Genomic DNA, 16,976 nt, shown 5'->3' with positions numbered 1-16,976 from the left:
GTCACGACAGTCCTTCGATGAGGGGCAGCCCTGCTCGCTTCAGGAGGCAGACCACTGGTGCAGATGGATCAGCTCGATCAACTGGTCAAGATGCGGAGGTTTCAGCACATCGAAATGGGTGGCGTCGAGGTCGTGCACGCACGGCGTAGACGGATAGTCGCCGCATCGCTCGATGAAGGACACCCCGTCGTCACGCGCGTTGAAGATCGTGATCGGCGCACCAATCACGCGCGCGCGCACCTGTGCGTCCGTGTAGTTGAGCGCAAACGTCCGGACCACGATGGTGGCGATGCGCCGGATCTGATCGATCGAGAGCCCGGGGTGCCGGCTGCGGATAAAGTCGGCGAAGCTCGCTTCGTCGCGCGTGAACGCCAGGCACTCGGCGAGATCGGCATCGCCGGCACCACGCGCGAACACCGAGAACAGCAGCGCGACCAGTGCCGGATCGCCATACACGGGATAGTCATCGTCGAGCGCCGACGGCGAGAGCCCGATCTGCGCCCGGCCGGGTGCGATCAGGACCAGGCTCTCGACCTGTTCGCCCTGCTGCTCGAGCTGATGCGCCGCCTCGAACGCGACGCCCGCGCCGAACGAATAACCCCACAAGGTGTACGGCCCGACCGGCTGGATACACCGGATGGCCGCGATATCATGGCGGGCCATCGCCTCGACCGTGCGGCACCGCACCTCGCCGTCGCCGATGCCGAGCGCCTGAATCCCGTAGAACGGCCGGTCGATCGACAGCTTGCCGGCCAGTATGCGCAGGTTCATCGGATACCCGCCGAGCCCCGGCCAGCAGAATACCGGCGACAGAGTGCCCTTCGCCTTCAGACGAATCAGCCGCGAAGAACCGCCATCCGGCACCCCGCCCTCGACAAGCTGCGCCAGCTTCTCGATGGTTGGCGCACGAAACAACGCATGCAGCTGCAGGCACGTACCAAACGCCGCATTGATCTTCTCGATCAGCTCGACCGCGACCAGCGAATCACCACCGTAGGCAAAAAAATCGTCCTGGATCGACACGTCGACGCGTTTCATCGTCTGCATCCAGATCGCGCCGATCCGCTTTTCCGCCGCCGTGCGCGGCAGCACGACGGGCCGTACCTGATCCGACTCGCTCCACGCCGCCAGCGCCCGGAAGTCGATCTTGCCGCTGACAGTCAGCGGCAGGCGGTCGACCACCCGGAACTCGCCCGGCACCATGTAATCGGGCAAGCGCTCGCTCAGCGCCGCGCGCAGCGACGCCGCCACTTCGCCGGCCGGGCGGCTGCCCACGTCGCGCGCGGCATCGGCGTTCAACTCAACGCACGCCAGCAATTGCTGCGCTCCGCTATGCCGGTTGGCATGCGTCAACACCGCCGCGCTCTTCACGGGCGCGAGTCCTTCCAGCGCCAGCTTGATCTCCTCGAGCTCGATGCGCATACCGCGAAACTTGATCTGGCTGTCCTTGCGCCCCGCGAACTGAGCACTACCGTCCGCGTTCCAGCTGGCGAGATCGCCGGTGCGGTACAGACGCGAACCGTAACGTTCGCGCAACATCGGCGTGTCGAGAAACCGTTCGGCCGTCAGCTCGGGCAGATTCAGGTAGCCACGCGCCAGCTGGATGCCGCCGACATACAGCTCGCCGATCTCGCCGGCGGCCACCGGCGAAAGCCCTTCGTCGAGAATATGGAGCGTCGTGTTACGCACCGGGCGGCCGATCGAAATGCCGTTGGTGCTGCTGGCGATCCGTTCGCGCGTCACCGTGACCGCCGACGCATTGATCGTGCACTCGGCCGGCCCATACATGTTGATCAGCTCGCATTGCGGCAGCGTGTCGAGGCATTGGCCGGCCAGCTTGGTTGACAGGCTTTCCGCACCGCTCAGGATCTGTCGCAGCGACCGGCAGGCGGCAAAGCGGCCACTGTCGAGCAAGGCCTGCAACAGCGTGGGCACGCATTGCAGCGTGGTCACCTGATAACGCACGAGAGTGTCGATCAGTTCGTCGACGCTGCGATGCACGCCAGGGCGACCGACCACCAGCGTCGCGCCGGAGGCCGGCGCAAGGATTTCCCACTGTGCCGCGTCGAAGCTGATCGGTGTCTTGTGCAGCAGCGTCTTGCCGGGCCCGAGCCCGCAGGACTCGGCAAGCCAACGCATCTGGTTGACGATGCTGCGATGCTCGATCATCACGCCCTTGGGCTTGCCCGTGCTGCCGGAGGTATAGATCACGTAGGCCAGCTGTGCGGGCCGCACCCGATCCGCATACGCCGACGGATCGATGGCGACAGCGTGGCTGCGCAGGTAGGCTGCGACATCCTCGATGACGACGATCCGCGTGCCGGGCGGCACGATCGCCGCGAGCCGCTCGCGGAACCGGCGCTGCGTGACCACGATCGCCACCTTCGCGTCGGCCATCATGTATCGCAAGCGCTCCTCCGGATACTCGAGCGACAACGCCAGGTAGGCGCTGCCGGCGAACAGCACGCCCCAGGCCAGCAAGATCTGTTCGATCGACGGCTCCACATACATGCCGATGCAGTCGTCCGCCGCACAACCGAGATGCCGCAGATGCGCGGCCACCTGCAGGCTGGCTGCCGTGAACTCGCGGTAGGACAAGCGCTCGTCGCCGAATACCACCGCCGTCCCCTCGGGCTGGCGCCGCGCTTGCGCAAGCAGCAGGTGCGGCAGGCCGAGATCGTCGGGCCGCAGGCTCGCCGCGTCGCGCTCGATCACGGCGACGTCGGCACCCACGGAGGCCTCGCTGCCCGGCGCCGCCCGGGCCACGCGCCCTGCCGCGCCCGCTACGTCCAACAAGGCTTTCCAGCCCGATACCTGCTCCTCGGATCGCATGATCTTCTCCGTCCTCACGGCGTTGTCCATCCCGGCGGCGCAAACGCTCGCCAGACTGCCTTCTTCGACGACGGCCCCCGCCGGCCGCCCGATGACCCGCGCGCGTCGCCGCGCAGAACCGGCCGGGCGCTCAGCCGGCCAGCAACTGCGGCGTCACCTTCAACATCACCACCCCGACGATGATCGCGACGATACCGCCCCACTGCGCGTAGCTGGGTCGCTCGTGCCGAATGAAAAAACCGAGCAGCACGGTCACGCCGCTGGCAAGCGAACTGAGCACGGTGACGATCGCGACGTGGCCGGTGGTGGCGCCGAAAGCCAGCGAAAAGAAGCCGAGCAGGCTGAACAGGCTGATCGACATCAGCAATACGACGATCGAGCCCGGCGGCACCGAGATGTTGCGCTTGCTGGCCAGAACGAGGAACAGGATCACCACGGCGGTCAGGTAGTAGACCCACAGCGCGCTGACCACGCCAAGGCTCTTGACGGCAAACGCCCCCTGCAGCCAGAAGCCGAGTCCGAACATCACCGCGGAAAGCAGCGCGAAGCCGATCGAGGCCGGCGACTCTGCCTCGCCGCCGCTCGACTTCGCCATGCTGGCCAGGCTGGCGCCGACGATGCAGATCACGAGGCCCGCCACCGTCATGCCCGTGACGGATTGCCCGCCGAGCACGGCCAGCACGGTCGTGATAGCGCCGTACAGCGAGACGATCGGCGCCACCACCGACGCCTTGCCGATCGACAACGCCTTGAGCAGCGCGGCCATCGCCACGAGGTTACAGATCGCCGCGACAATACCGATCAGCAGGTCCGCATCGAGGGCCGCGATATGCAGCAACGACGGATGAAACGCCAGTGCGATCGTCAACAACAGGAAACCGAACGACTGGCTGTAGAACAGCGAACGCGTCACGCCGACCTGCCGCGCGGCCTGCCCGGCCATGAAGTCAGTACTGCCCCAGCACAAGGCCGATATCAGGCCCATCAGAATTGCCATGTCGTCTCTCTCACCTGGATAAGGGAATGCGGCGGGGTCGTCACGCCGCCTGAACCGTCATTGTGACGGGGACGCCTTTGCGGGCCGGCCGTGCACCGCGTCTCATTCGACCTCGACATGCACGCTGTCGGCCAGCGACCGGGCACGCTTCATCGCCTCCTCGCAGCTCGCGCCATGCGCCATCACGTAACCGATCACGGCGCCGAAATTGCGCGAGCCCGTGGTCGAGACAAGCGGCAAATGCCGGAAGCCGCTATCGACATAATGCGGATCCGACGGCGCAAAGGCGATCTCGCGGATGACGCCGGCCTTCGGGCTGAACACGAACGCATCGGCCACGTAAGCATGGCTACGCTCGCGGCTCGGCACAACCGGCCCCGAGCGCCCGAGGCAGAAGTCGATCAGGTGACGGATCATGTCGACGCCCGAGGTCAGCGCGATCTGCCGGACCGCGCGCGCTCCCGCGACGCGCAGGTTGATCTCGACCAGCATCGGCCCGCGCGCGGTCACGATGAACTCGACATTGAGCGCGCCGCCGTGCAGGCCGAGCGCGTCGACCCAGTCGAGCACGACGGCGCCCAGCGCATCGGCATCGGCCGACGACAGATCGGACGGATGCGAAATCCCCGTCATGCACAGGCTGTCCTCCGGGGCCACAAAGATCCGGTTGATGCCGAGAATCCGCCACACGCCGGCCGCATGGATCAGCTCGGCGCCATAGAAACGCCCCTCCAGAAATTCCTCCGCGAGATAAGTCGCATGCGTCCCGCCCAGCATCGGCGTATCGTGGCCGGCCTGGATACGCGCCACCACCGCCGCATAGTCGCGCAGATCGCGGCACAGGCTCACGTTGTAGGCACCGGCATCGCGCAGCGGCTTGATCACGCACGGAAAGCCGATACCCGGCCGCGCCGGCAGATCGTCCGCCGACAGCAGCTCATACGCCGGCTGCTCGAAACCGCGGCTGATCAACACGTCACGCATGCGCTTCTTGCTGAACGCATTGCTCAATCCTTCGAGCGACGGATGCGGCAGGCCCAGTGCCGCCGCGACTCGCGCCGCCGGAATCACGAACGCGTCGAAACAGCCCAGCACCCCCGCGACGTCCAGGCCCAACGTCTCGACGCGCGTCAGGATCGCCGCGACATCGTGCGTATCGACGTCGTGGACCGCATCAAACAGCGACAGGTCGAGATCGTCGTAGAGCTGCTGGTTCATGCGGTTCAGCGAGGTCATCAGCACCGGAGAAAAACCCGATGCGCGCAGGTATTCGATGCCGGCGGATTCAACCGGACGCGCCTCGATGAACAGAAATGTCTTCATGCTTGCCGTTCCTCTTGACTTGGAATGCCGCACCGGATCACGCGGCGACCGGCCCTGCCGCGCCGATCGCCCAAGGCCGCGGTATCAGTCGTCGACGATCGCGATCGCGGTGATCTCGACGAAATGCCCGGGATCGACGAGCGACGCCACCGCCACCGTCGTATTGACAGGTCGGATCTCGCCGAAGCGTTCGCTGAATGCGCGGCAGTAGCCGTCGAAATGATCGAAGCCGGTCAAGTGCGTCGTCGTACTGACGACGTCGTCGAGCTCCGCACCCAGTTCGTTCAGGTACCTTTCGATCTTGTCGATGATGAAGCGGGTCTGGTCGTAGGCATTGCTGCCGATCACCTCGGCACTGCCGTCCGAGGCCACGCAACCGGCGATGAAAACGTGATTGCCGACGCGCTTTCCGCGGGCGTAGCCCATCTTATCTTCCCAGAAAGACGGGCTGAACACGGTGCTTCTTGCCGAATCGAGACGGGTGGACATGCTGGTTTCACCTCATGGGTCGTGGAGTGGGGAAACGGAAGACGGGCGCCGCGCGTCGCGATCGACCCGCGGATTCACGCGATCGGCGCGACGCGTGCAACTCGCTCAGGACACGAAGTTGAAGTACCCCGATTCGGAGTAGTCCCTGCCGGCTTCCTTGAAGCGCCGGGTCGGAAACGGGTAGCCGCTCGACAGGTACTTTTGCGCGAAGTACAAGGCCGGACGATCGGTCAGGCCGATTTCCCTGAGCCGGTCCACCACCACGATGTCGCCGGACACGGCCGTGTCGAGCCCTTCGATGTGGTCGATGATGGTGTTCTTCACGCCGCTGCCGTCGGGCATGCGAATCTTCGGCCGATCGATGATGTAGTCGGGCAGCGCATCGCGGAATGCCTCGCGCAGGATGTATTTCTCGATGCCGTCATGCAGCTTGTACGAGAAATCCAGGCCGAGCACGTAGCTGATCAGGGCCGAATCCATGAACGGCACGCGCGCTTCCACGGTATTGCGCATGCTGGCGCGATCGACGCGCTGCAGGTCGGTGCGGTGCAGGTTGTTGAGGCGATACAGCGACAGGTCGCCCGGCGACGCATGCGTCTTGAAGAGGTCGTAGCCGGCGAAAATCTCGTCGCTCCCCTCGCCGCACAGCGCGACCTTGAAGCCGAGCCGGTTCGCGATGTAGTAGCCGAAATGCGCAATGGTCGAATCGATTGCGTCGATCTTCTCGAAGAACTCGCCGTAGTACACCGCATCGTCGATGTTGGCGATCAGGTCCTGCTTGGTGAAGGTGTAGGTGACGAGCCGGATGTCGTGTTCGGCGCAGTAGCGCTGCGCGACCTCGGTATCCTTCGAGCCTGGCAGGCCGAAGGTGATCGCAGTGACGTCGTGGTGATACAGCTTGGCCAGATACAGCACGATCGCGCTGTCGATACCGCCGCTGAACATCACCGCGATCGGCAGATCGGTGTCGACGCGCCGCCGCACCGATTCCTCGAGCAGCGTGCGCACGCGCGCCCTGGCGACTTCGAAGCTGTCGTGGTTGACGGGATGATGTTCGTTGTACTCCGCGTAGCGGTACATCGTCTCGCCGTCGAACAGGGTGCCCGGTTCGAGGGTATGAACCTGCGCGTCGAGATTGATCAGCGACTTGATCTCGGAAGCGACGTACCAGATACCGTCACGGCTCGCGTAATAGAGCGGCTTGATGCCGACATGATCGCGGCCGATCAGAAAGCGGCCGTTACGATTGTCGTAGATCACAAAGCTGAACATGCCGTCAAGCTTCGCCGCGAATTCCGGGCCGTACTCGATGTAGGCTTTCAGCAGCACTTCCGCGTCGCCGCCCTGGAACTGATGGCCGCGCGCCTTCAACGCATCGCGCAGCTCCTTGTAGTTGTAGATCTGTCCGTTCAGCACAGCATGAATGTCGCGCGCGTGATCGGAGGCCGGCTGGCGGGCGTGCTCGCGTTCGAGGATCGCAAGCCGGTTGGTCGACAGGCCGAAGCGCGCGTTGACCAGGTTCTCGTTGAAGCGCGACGCGTCGCCGCGATGCGCGATCTTCTTCATCAGTGCGGTGAGCGATTGTTCAAGACCGTCGATTGACGAACGCTCCGTGGTGAAAATGGCGCCGATTCCACACATGGCTTTCTCTCAGTAATGGAGTTTTTGTCAGAGCAGGCCGATCCGCTTACGCACGCTCGAGGGCCGCGATCGGATAGACGAGTTCGGCAACGTTCGCGCCTAGCGAAGCGATGTCGGCGAAATACTCGGGATAGGTCTGGCCGACGTGGAACGGCTCCTTGATCAGCACCGGTTCCCGGCAATGCAGGCCGATCGTGGTCAGCCCCATGATCAGGCCGTGATCGAAGTGGCCATCGAGCACCACGCCGCCCGCATAGCCGCGCGGATTGCCGTGGATGATCAGCTGGTCGACTTTTTCATCGGAGCGCACGCCGAGCTTGTCAAGCTCGCGTCGGAAATCGGAAATCCTGTCGGATTCCTTGTAGCGAATGTGCTCGATGTTGTAGAACACGCTCGTGCCGTTCGCGAAGGCCGCGCGGGCAGCCAGCGCCGGCACCGCGTCGGGCGCGAGCGCCCCGTCGAAATCGCGCGCCCGGATCTCGGTGTCGCCCTCGATGTGAATCCGGTTGTGTTCGAGGTGCGTGATCTTCGTGCCGGTGTCCGTCAGGTACTGGATCACCGCGCCATTGCCGAGCTCCTCCTCGAAAAATCCGTTCAGCGTCACATCGGTCGACAGCGAGCCGCACAGCGCGAGGATCGCGGCCGTGCTTGCCGGATCGGCGCCCACCGTGAAGCTGCTGGCGTTGAAGCGGCTCGCGCCCTTCACGAAGAAGCGGCGAAACGCCTGGTCGTACTCGACCGGCACACCCGCGTGCTTGAGATTGTTGATGGTCGTGTGAACCATCGACGGCGCCGTGATGTGGTCGACCACCTGGATCTCGAGATCGCTGTCGCTGACGGCGCCGAGGTACAGCAGCCCGCTCAGGAATTGCGAACTCTTGCGGCACGACACCTCGGTGCGGCCGCCCAGGCGCCGATCTGAGCGGATGCGAATCGGCAGCCGCGCATCGTCGCCCACCGCGTCGCACTGCACGTTCAACCGGCGCAGCGCATCAACCATCTCGACCTGCGAACGCACGCCGAGCGAGTAACGATACTGCGTGACGAACTCCGTATCCGGGAGATAGCCGGCCACGCCCATCAGCAGACGCAGCACCACGCCCGAGTTGCCCGGATCGAAGCTGATCTTGCGATCGACATGGCGCACGTCGACGCCCTTGACGGTGGTATGGCTGCCGTCGCTGCCGAACACCGCGCCCAAGCGTTCGCAGTTGTGCTTCATCGCCGTCGCATTGAAGCCCGAGGCCAGGTTGCGGATCGAACTGATGCCAGGCGTCAGCGACGCCGTCAACAGCGCGCGCGTCGACGAACTCTTCGAGGCAGGCAGATCGATAGTCCCGCCGAGCTTCAACGTGTGACTGATTTCGAAGAAACTCGGCGACTGATTGCTTCGTGTTGTCATGGCTGTTCCATTGGCAGGTGGGTGAATGACACTCGAGGTCATGCAAGCTCGGCGCCCAGGGCACGCAGCGTCTCGATGAAGCGGGGAAAGCCATCGTCCAATTTGTCGACGTCGTGGACGAGCGTTTTCTGCTTCGCCCCCAGCGCGGCGATGATGTTCGCCGCGCAAATCCGGTGATCCTTGTAGCTCGGCAGCGCCGCCCCGCCGGCGAGCGGCCCGCGCCCCTCGATCTCGATACGATCGAACATGCCGATGCCGTTGAAGAGCAGCGAGCTCCGGCCGCCCATCGCGCGGATGTTCTCGCTGATCACCAACGCACGCTGACACTTGTGATTGTTGATACCGCTCACGCCGCTGAAGCGAATTCGCTCGCCGAGGTTCGAGGTTGCCGCAATCAGGTTCGCCGCCACCGACGGCAGTTCGCTGAGCGAGATCTCCGCACTCGCCTCGCTCACGCCCTCCTCGCGCGACACCTTCAGCGTATGGCCCTGTTCGTCGCAGCGAAGCGCGAGGCCGAACTGCCGATACAGACCGAACAGCGTCTGCTCGTTCAGCGTGCGGCCGGGATAGTAGTCGCGAATCGTCACGCCGCCGGGCTTGCCGATGCTCAGCACCGACGAGGCGATATAGCTGAGCGATGTGAAGTCGGACGGAATATCGATCGCGATGTCGCCGGCCCGATAGGCGCTCGCGATCATGCGGCCGGGCTCGCGTATCACGGTGCTGCCGAGCAGCGCCATCGACTGGATCGTCATGTCGATGTAGCCGGCCTGCCCCGCCTCCGGCTCGACCAGAATCGACGGTTCGCCGAACGGGGCCACGAACAGTGCGAAGGACGCGAATTGCGTGCTCTTGTGCGTGGTCATGGGAAGCCGCGCCGGATACGACTTGCGCGCAATCTCGACAAGATTGCGTTCGCGGCGCCTCACCTGCACGCCGAGATGGGAAAAGAAGGCTTCGTCGAACACGCTGTCGCGACTGAACAGCGAATCGTTGCAGCGAATGCGCACCACGCCGTTCGCCAGCGACGCGAGCGCGGTGCTGATCCGGAACAGCATGCCGGAGCCCTCCGCCTCGATCGGTTCGCCGACTTCTACGTCCCGCCCCACCCCCTGCAACAGCAACGCATTCGATTCACGCGCCAGCACCTTCATGCCGAATTGCGTCAGCGCAGTGAGTAATTTCTCGGTTTCCGTACACCACGAGACATTATTAATGCGTGTTTTCCCGGAATTCAATAAAGCCAACAGCAATGCCCGTTGCATATGCGGCTTTGACGAGGGGATCGAAACTTCCCCCGCGAGCCGGCCGCCCGGATAGACGGTTACTGTTTTCAAAATCGTACTCCCACACGGAGATTTAATGACCGCAGAAAATGCCTGCAATAATCTGGCAGACGGATCTCGCACCCGGCACGGCGCCAACTCCGATATTTCACGGTTCACACTAGCAAGGAAGTTCACCGTCAGGATTCGAGACGATGCAATGCCGAAACTTCCGATCGAAGACCGCAAGACACGAATTCGATGACGAATCGATTATCCGCTCGGCTCACGCCGCGGCTTGCCTCGCTCGATCGGAGCAGGCCAACGCTTGGCGGAACAGACCGCCGGCGTCGAAGGATCGGATTGATGAATCGATAACCGCTGCATGTTTGCTCCTCGATGTTTTCGACAGCACAATGCACCACGCCACGCGCGTTCCGACCGCGACTCCTCATAGGATCGGGTCGGATTTTAATTCGACTGTGGATTCACGACGATAAATCAAGGCCGAAAAAGTATGATCAAAAAACGAGCGGCCAATATTTTATTTAAATTTATTATCCAACCAAAATTCAATAACCGATCACCACAAAACAACAACCTTCGCAAAAAAAAAACGCCGATCCGATATATGAAGCATGCGATTTTTCAAAAAATCCAGCACAACCCCGACCTCGGCAACCAGTATCACATCACACACTTTCCGATTGCAAGTCTCTATTGGTGAAAATCCTTCACAATATTAATTCCAGCATGGAATCTATTTTTTAGTGATATCCATTTTCAAAATCATGCCCTATAAAAAATTTAGTGAAAATATGGTTCGTCACGATGAATCAGAGATTTTCCGGAGACGATTGGTAATCCGACACCGTCGGAAAATCATCCCGTCCGAGCATCCGTTCAGCGCCGCCTGAAACCGGGATGTCTTGGTACGGCGTGGCACCTGCGACTGGCAAACTCGCGAGACAACGGGACAACGAACGTGGCATCGGCCGCCATTCGGCTATCGCGGGTACGGTGTGTACCGTTTAGCGGATACGGGCCGATCGGCGCCAGATGCCCGTCTGCTGCTGCGCAGCGAGGAACGGGAAGATGGGCGCAAAGGTTTGTGTCGACCGTGTCCGGCCCCGTTTTTGTTTTTCGATGGGAGCGATCCGTCGATCGTCGACCCGTCACGACGTTCGACCCGCCGCCCCGCTACGTTCGCCGCCCGCCGTCTGTCGACGGCGCGTCACACCGCGACCGTGCCGGATTGCACTTTCGGAAACGGGCGGAACAGCGTCGCGATCAGGAACGCGCCGACGCCGATCGCAAACGAGCCGAGATAAAGCCAACCGTAGCTGCCGAACGTATCGACGATCAGGCCGCCCGCGACCGGCCCGGCGGCCATCCCGAGGCTGCCGGCCATCGCGCAGCCGCCGATCACCGTGCCCATCATCCGCAGCGGGAAATTCTCGCGCGCAAGCACCGAATACAGCGGCATCACGCCCGCATAGATGAAGCCGAACAGCGTCGCGACCGCGTAGAACCCGTCGAGCGTGCGCACGAAGTAGTAGCCGAGCGCGCCGAGCGCCTGCGCAAGCAGCCCCGCCACCAGCATGCGCTTCGCGCCGACGCGGTCGCCGAGGAGCCCGAACGCGATCCGGCCGCCCATGCCGGCGAGCCCTTCGACGCTGTAGATCGACACCGCGGCGATCAGCGGGATCCCGCAAGTCACCGCATAGCTGACCGTATGGAAGATCGGGCCCGAGTGCGTCGCGCAGCAGAAGAAGTTGGTCAGCAGCAGCACCACGAACTGCGGCGAACGCAATGCGTCCGCGACCGACATCGCCGCGGGTGCGCCGGCCGGCGGAGGTGCCGCGTGCGCGCCGTCGAGCGCGGGCGCCCCGCGCACCAGCAGCGACACCGGAATCATCACGACGGCCGCCAGCGCGGCAATGAGCAGCATCGACGTGCGCCAGTCGCGCACCGACACGAGCCACGCGGCCAGCGGCGCCATCGTCATCGGCGCCATCCCCATTCCGGCCGACACGAGAGACACCGCCAGGCTGCGGTGCGTGTCGAACCAGCCCGTCACGCACGCCATCATCGGCGCGAATATCGCGGCCGTCGCGCTGCCGACCGCGAGGCCGAAGGTCAGCTGGAACGCGAGCAGCGACGGCGCGCGGCTCGCCAGCGCCAGGCTCGCCGACAGCAGTACCGCGCCCGTCATGACGACCGGGCGCGTGCCGATGCGATCCGACAGGCTGCCCCACGCCATGCTCGCGAACGCCATCGCGATGAAGCCGAGCGTCATCGCGCCGGAAATGCCGGTCATCGACCAGCCCGTGTCGCGCGCAATCGACCGCAGGAACACGGGCAGCGAAAACATCGCGCCGATCGCGATGCAGCCCATCAGGCCGCCCGCGGTGACGATCACCCAGCGGTATCGGGAATCCGGCATGTGTCGTCTCCTTTCTCGTTTCGGCAACGCCTGGAAACCGGGCTCCTGCGGCGCCGCGAGCCCGGTCGACATGGATACGACGGGCGACGCGTCGGGAAATCGACATGCGCGACGCAAGCATTGGCGAATTTTTTCATTGTCGGCGCTTCCGCGCGGCCGGCAAGGGGTGGATCGGGTCGCCTCCGGATGCCGAATCGCCGGTTCGGTCCGCCGCGTGCCGCCCACCCATCCCGCTTTTCCGGAATCGGAAAGTCGAAATCAGAAATGGTTGGTTTGAGTGCGTGATCGAGCTGACTACACTCGACCCACCTTGTCATAACAAGTTGACCGATGCCAACGTCCAACGTCGTTCCGCTGTCGCCGCCCCCGCTCTACGTGCAGATCAAGGACACGCTGCGCGCGCGCATTCTCGACGGCACTCATGCACCGCACAGCAGGATGCCTTCCGAGCACGAACTCTGCGCGATGTTCGACGTCAGCCGCATCACGGTGCGCCAAGCGCTCGGCGACCTGCAGAAGGAAGGACTGCTGTTCAAGCTGCACGGCAAGGGTACCTTCGTGTCGAAACCGAAGGCGTTCCAGAACGTGACCTCGCTGCAGGGTTTCGCGGAGGCGATGTCGTCGATGGGCTACGAGATCGTCAACCAGTTGCGCAGTTTCCGCACCGTGAAGGCCGATCGCCATCTCGCCACGAAGCTGAACGTGCCGGAAGGCGCGCCGCTCGTCGAGATCCACCGCGTGCGGCTGCTGAACCGCGAGCCCGTGTCGCTCGAACAGACCTGGGTGCCCGCAGCGCTCGGCAAGCGTCTCGCGAACGCGGATCTCGTCACCCGCGACATCTTCCTGATCCTCGAGAACGACTGCGGCGTGCCGCTCGGCCACGCCGACGTCGCGATCGACGCGATCCTCGCCGACGACGAGATCGTCGACGCGCTGCGCGTCGAGGAAGGCAGCCCCGTGCTGCGCATCGAGCGCCTCACGCACGACGCAACGGGCACGCCGATCGACTACGAACATCTCTACTTCCGCGGCGACGCGTTCCAGTACCGGCTGCGCGTCGACCGGCAGAAAGCCCGCAAACCCGCAAGGAATCCGCAATGAATACCCAGGTACTCGAATACGACGTCGTCGTGGTCGGCGGCGGCACGGCCGGCCCGATGGCGGCAATCAAGGCGAAGGAGCGCGACCCGTCCCTGCGCGTGCTGCTGCTCGAAAAGGCCAACGTGAAGCGCAGCGGCGCGATCTCGATGGGGATGGACGGCCTGAACAACGCGGTGATCCCCGGGCATGCGACGCCCGAGCAGTACACGCGCGAGATCACGATCGCCAACGACGGCATCGTCGACCAGGAAGCCGTGTACGCGTATGCGACGCACAGCTTTGCGACGATCGAGCAGCTCGACCGCTGGGGCGTGAAGTTCGAGAAGGACGGCACCGGCGACTACGCGGTGAAGAAGGTCCATCACATGGGCTCGTACGTACTGCCGATGCCCGAAGGACACGACATCAAGAAGGTGCTGTACCGGCAGCTGAAGCGCGCGCGCATCGCGATCACGAACCGGATCGTCGCGACGCGCGTGCTGACCGACGCGCAGGGCCGCGCGAGCGGCGTGCTCGGCTTCGACTGCCGCACCGCGGATTTCCACGTGATCCGCGCGAAGGCCGTGATTCTCTGCTGCGGCGCGGCCGGCCGCCTCGGCCTGCCGGCATCGGGCTACCTGATGGGCACCTACGAGAACCCGACCAACGCGGGAGACGGCTACGCGATGGCCTATCACGCGGGCGCCGCGCTCGCGAATCTCGAATGCTTCCAGATCAACCCGCTGATCAAGGACTACAACGGTCCCGCGTGCGCATACGTGACGGGCCCGCTCGGCGGCTTCACCGCGAACGGCAAGGGCGAACGCTTCATCGAATGTGATTACTGGAGCGGCCAGATGATGTGGGAGTTCTACCAGGAACTGCAAAGCGGCAACGGCCCCGTGTTCCTGAAGCTCGACCATCTCGCGGAAGAAACGATCCAGACCATCGAGCAGATCCTGCATACGAACGAGCGGCCGAGCCGCGGCCGCTTCCATGCGGGGCGCGGCACCGACTACCGGCAGCAGATGGTCGAGATGCACATCTCCGAGATCGGCTTCTGCAGCGGGCACAGTGCGTCCGGCGTGTACGTGAACGCCCGCGCGGAAACGACCGTGCCGGGGCTCTATGCAGCCGGTGACATGGCGGCCGTCCCGCACAACTACATGCTCGGCGCGTTCACGTACGGCTGGTTCGCCGGGCAGAACGCGGCCGACTACGTGGCCGGCCGCGAGCATGCGCCGGTGGACGACGAACAGGTCGAAGCCGAGCGTGCACGCGTGCTGGCCCCGCTCGCGCGCGAGCAGGGCCTCGCGCCCGCGCAGGTCGAATACAAGCTGCGCCGCATGGTGAACGACTATCTGCAGCCGCCGAAGGTGACGCGCAAGATGGAGATCGGGCTGCAACGCTTTGCCGAGATTGCTGAGGATATCGAATCGATCAGCGTGACCCATCCACACGAACTGATGCGCGCCGCCGAAGTACGCGCGATCCGCGACTGCGCCGAGATGGCCGCACGCGCGTCGCTGTTCCGCACCGAGAGCCGCTGGGGGCTGTACCACCATCGCATCGACTTCCCGCAGCGCAACGACGCCGAGTGGTTCTGCCACACGTGGCTGCGCAAGGACGCCGACGGCGCGATGCGCAGCGACAAGCGAGCGGTCGAGCCCTACGTCGTGCCGCTCGCCGACGACGAGCGCAGCGCTTACGCGCATCTGCGCATCCGCGAACCGGCCGCGCTCGCGGCCGCCCTCTGAGGAACCCAACCGTGCCCCATACCCCGCACGACATTTTCCTGCGCAGCAACGCGCCCGTCACGATCGACGAGGATCTGTGCATCGCCGACAAGGGCTGCACCGTCTGCGTCGACGTGTGCCCGCTCGACCTGCTCGCGATCGACGTGACGAAAGGCAAGGCTTATATGCAGTTCGACGAATGCTGGTACTGCATGCCGTGCGAGCGCGACTGCCCGACAGGCGCGGTCAAGGTCGACATCCCGTACCTGCTGCGCTGATCGTGCGCGCGACAGGCTCTCTCCCTCCCCCGACCTTTCACCCATGACCGCCTCTGCCTTCGCCTCCCCGCTGCCCGGCACGCACGATCCCGACCAGGCCGCGCTCGTCGTCCGCCTCGCCGCGCCCGACGCCTCCGTGCGCCGCATCGCGCTGCTCAATCTCGCCGATCTCGCCGATCTCGAGGATCCCGACTTCGTGCCCGCGTTCGTCGCGGCGCTGCGCGACGATCCGTCCGCCGACGTGCGCGGCGAAGCCGCCCGCGTACTCGGCGCGTGGGAGCAACCCGACGTCGTCGACGCACTGTGCGGCGCGCTGCTCGATCCCGACGACGGCGTGCGCGCCACCGCCGCGCAAAGCCTGTCCGAACTGAAGGACGCGGCATCGGGCGCCGTGCTGTGCCGCTGGGCTCACCGGCGCGAGCCGTTCGTGCGCAGCGCCGTACTGCGCGGCTTGCGCGAGCTGCGCGACCCCGATGCGTTCGCGCCCGCGCTGCACGCGCTAGATGCCGAACACGCTGCCGTGCGCGCCGAAACCGTTGCGGTGCTCGGCTGGCTCAAGGATCCGCGTGCGCTGCCGCCGCTCGCGCGCGTCGCGACAGCCGATGCCGATGCGGACGTGCGGCGCGCCGCGGTCGGCGCGATCGGGTTCGCCGCGCCCGACGATGCAGTCGTCATCGAAGCGCTGCTTACCGCGCTGCGCGACCGTGCATGGCAGGTCCGCGAGGAAGCGGCAACCACACTCGGCAAGCTGCGCGTCGCCGTCGCGCGCGAACCGCTCGTCGCCGCGCTCGACGACGATTACTGGCAGGTGCGCTTGCGTGCCGCACGCGCGCTCGGGCAGCTACGCGATGCTGCCGCGGCACCGGCCGTCGTCGCGCTGCTCTCGCATGCGATCAGCAATCTGCGCAAGGAAGCCGCGCTTGCGCTCGGCGAATTGCGCGACCGCTTGGCGCTGTCTGCACTGAACCATGCGCTGGAGGATCGAGATCCGGAAGTACGCAAGGCCGTGCGGATCGCGATCCGGCAAATCGACGAGGCTCCGCGATGATCTCGCCGACCGAAATCGTACTCGATCATCCGGCACGCACGTTGACGCTCCGCTGGCCGGACGGCGACACGCAGCGCATCGGCTATGCGCAGTTGCGCGGCAATTGCCCGTGTGCGGAATGCCGACGGATTCGACACGACGGCAGCCGGGTCGATGCGCGGCCCGACCTGACGCTTGCGGGCGTGGAAGCGGCCGGTTACGGCATCCGCCTCGTATTCGGCGACGGCCACGCGCGCGGCATCTATCCGTGGCCGTATCTGGCGGATATGGCATAGCCGCGGCCGCCGGGCCGTCTGCCGACACGGCGACGCAACCCCGGCCAGCCGGGCAGCGGGAGATTGACGAAGACCTGATCGAATTCAGCATCAGGCAGGGTGCCGGACAAACCACAGGTTGGGTCCGAATGGTCGCAGGCAAGCACGCGCTGGCGACATGAAGA

The 16,976-nt window shown here is 64.6% G+C and carries 13 protein-coding genes; 5 read left to right on the top strand and 8 right to left on the bottom strand.

Features of this window, described 5'->3' with window-relative positions; translation table 11 throughout:
• Nucleotides 1–39 precede the first annotated feature (39 nt).
• The 8 genes from BFF94_RS08320 to BFF94_RS08285 all read right to left on the bottom strand — a co-directional run bounded on the left by BFF94_RS08320 (nt 40) and on the right by BFF94_RS08285 (nt 12,395).
• Entirely contained in the window at nt 40–2,832 is a 2,793-nt protein-coding gene (locus BFF94_RS08320; RefSeq protein WP_128843902.1) for an amino acid adenylation domain-containing protein, read from the bottom strand.
• A 130-nt stretch (nt 2,833–2,962) separates the two neighbouring features.
• On the bottom strand, nt 2,963–3,829 hold the full coding sequence (locus BFF94_RS08315; protein ID WP_128843901.1) for a DMT family transporter: 867 nt from the start codon (nt 3,827–3,829) through the stop codon (nt 2,963–2,965).
• A 102-nt stretch (nt 3,830–3,931) separates the two neighbouring features.
• On the bottom strand, nt 3,932–5,152 hold the full coding sequence (locus BFF94_RS08310; protein WP_128843900.1) for an ATP-grasp domain-containing protein: 1,221 nt from the start codon (nt 5,150–5,152) through the stop codon (nt 3,932–3,934).
• Between the two features lie 84 nt (nt 5,153–5,236).
• Nucleotides 5,237–5,578, bottom strand: a complete 342-nt coding sequence (locus BFF94_RS08305; RefSeq protein WP_372454163.1) for a RidA family protein — start codon at nt 5,576–5,578, stop codon at nt 5,237–5,239.
• 168 nt (nt 5,579–5,746) lie between these two features.
• Entirely contained in the window at nt 5,747–7,282 is a 1,536-nt protein-coding gene (locus BFF94_RS08300) for an asparagine synthetase B family protein (protein ID WP_128843898.1), read from the bottom strand.
• 46 nt (nt 7,283–7,328) lie between these two features.
• The gene (locus BFF94_RS08295; RefSeq protein ID WP_128843897.1) at nt 7,329–8,684 is read right to left on the bottom strand and encodes a carboxyvinyltransferase; all 1,356 of its coding nucleotides are present in this window, start codon (nt 8,682–8,684) and stop codon (nt 7,329–7,331) included.
• A gap of 38 nt (nt 8,685–8,722) precedes the next feature.
• Nucleotides 8,723–10,021: a carboxyvinyltransferase gene (locus BFF94_RS08290; RefSeq protein ID WP_128843896.1), complete on the bottom strand. Its 1,299-nt coding sequence runs from the start codon at nt 10,019–10,021 to the stop codon at nt 8,723–8,725.
• A 1,162-nt stretch (nt 10,022–11,183) separates the two neighbouring features.
• Entirely contained in the window at nt 11,184–12,395 is a 1,212-nt protein-coding gene (locus BFF94_RS08285) for an MFS transporter (protein ID WP_128843895.1), read from the bottom strand.
• A 330-nt stretch (nt 12,396–12,725) separates the two neighbouring features.
• Here BFF94_RS08285 and BFF94_RS08280 point away from each other — a divergent pair, with 330 nt between their 5' ends.
• The 5 genes from BFF94_RS08280 to BFF94_RS08260 are packed head-to-tail and all read left to right on the top strand — an operon-like array spanning nt 12,726 to nt 16,812.
• Nucleotides 12,726–13,496: a GntR family transcriptional regulator gene (locus BFF94_RS08280; RefSeq protein WP_128843893.1), complete on the top strand. Its 771-nt coding sequence runs from the start codon at nt 12,726–12,728 to the stop codon at nt 13,494–13,496.
• A complete protein-coding gene (locus BFF94_RS08275; RefSeq protein WP_128843892.1) occupies nt 13,493–15,232 on the top strand; it encodes a fumarate reductase/succinate dehydrogenase flavoprotein subunit in 1,740 nt (579 codons plus the stop codon). The genes BFF94_RS08280 and BFF94_RS08275 overlap by 4 nt, the downstream gene beginning before the upstream one ends.
• A gap of 11 nt (nt 15,233–15,243) precedes the next feature.
• The gene (locus BFF94_RS08270) at nt 15,244–15,489 is read left to right on the top strand and encodes a 4Fe-4S dicluster domain-containing protein (RefSeq protein WP_128843891.1); all 246 of its coding nucleotides are present in this window, start codon (nt 15,244–15,246) and stop codon (nt 15,487–15,489) included.
• 43 nt (nt 15,490–15,532) lie between these two features.
• Nucleotides 15,533–16,537 (top strand): HEAT repeat domain-containing protein, encoded by a 1,005-nt coding sequence (locus tag BFF94_RS08265; protein WP_219139203.1) that lies wholly within the window; start codon nt 15,533–15,535, stop codon nt 16,535–16,537.
• Entirely contained in the window at nt 16,534–16,812 is a 279-nt protein-coding gene (locus BFF94_RS08260) for a gamma-butyrobetaine hydroxylase-like domain-containing protein (RefSeq protein ID WP_128843890.1), read from the top strand. Before BFF94_RS08265 ends, BFF94_RS08260 begins: the two co-directional genes overlap by 4 nt.
• The last annotated feature ends 164 nt before the right edge of the window (nt 16,813–16,976 follow it).

Source organism: Burkholderia catarinensis, assembly GCF_001883705.2.
GTDB lineage: Bacteria > Pseudomonadota > Gammaproteobacteria > Burkholderiales > Burkholderiaceae > Burkholderia > Burkholderia catarinensis.
The sequence above is the reverse complement of the archived record's forward strand: the minus strand, read 5'-3'. Positions and strand labels throughout refer to the sequence as shown.

Excerpts from the sequence above, each read along its gene's own strand:
- BFF94_RS08320 (WP_128843902.1), bottom strand. The coding sequence starts at position 2,832 with ATGCGATCCGAGGAGCAGGTATCGGGCTGGAAAGCCTTGTTGGACGTA.
- BFF94_RS08315 (WP_128843901.1), bottom strand. The coding sequence starts at position 3,829 with ATGGCAATTCTGATGGGCCTGATATCGGCCTTGTGCTGGGGCAGTACT.
- BFF94_RS08310 (WP_128843900.1), bottom strand. The coding sequence starts at position 5,152 with ATGAAGACATTTCTGTTCATCGAGGCGCGTCCGGTTGAATCCGCCGGC.
- BFF94_RS08305 (WP_372454163.1), bottom strand. The coding sequence starts at position 5,578 with ATGGGCTACGCCCGCGGAAAGCGCGTCGGCAATCACGTTTTCATCGCC.
- BFF94_RS08300 (WP_128843898.1), bottom strand. The coding sequence starts at position 7,282 with ATGTGTGGAATCGGCGCCATTTTCACCACGGAGCGTTCGTCAATCGAC.
- BFF94_RS08295 (WP_128843897.1), bottom strand. The coding sequence starts at position 8,684 with ATGACAACACGAAGCAATCAGTCGCCGAGTTTCTTCGAAATCAGTCAC.
- BFF94_RS08285 (WP_128843895.1), bottom strand. The coding sequence starts at position 12,395 with ATGCCGGATTCCCGATACCGCTGGGTGATCGTCACCGCGGGCGGCCTG.
- BFF94_RS08280 (WP_128843893.1), top strand. The coding sequence starts at position 12,726 with ATGCCAACGTCCAACGTCGTTCCGCTGTCGCCGCCCCCGCTCTACGTG.
- BFF94_RS08275 (WP_128843892.1), top strand. The coding sequence starts at position 13,493 with ATGAATACCCAGGTACTCGAATACGACGTCGTCGTGGTCGGCGGCGGC.
- BFF94_RS08265 (WP_219139203.1), top strand. The coding sequence starts at position 15,533 with ATGACCGCCTCTGCCTTCGCCTCCCCGCTGCCCGGCACGCACGATCCC.
- BFF94_RS08260 (WP_128843890.1), top strand. The coding sequence starts at position 16,534 with ATGATCTCGCCGACCGAAATCGTACTCGATCATCCGGCACGCACGTTG.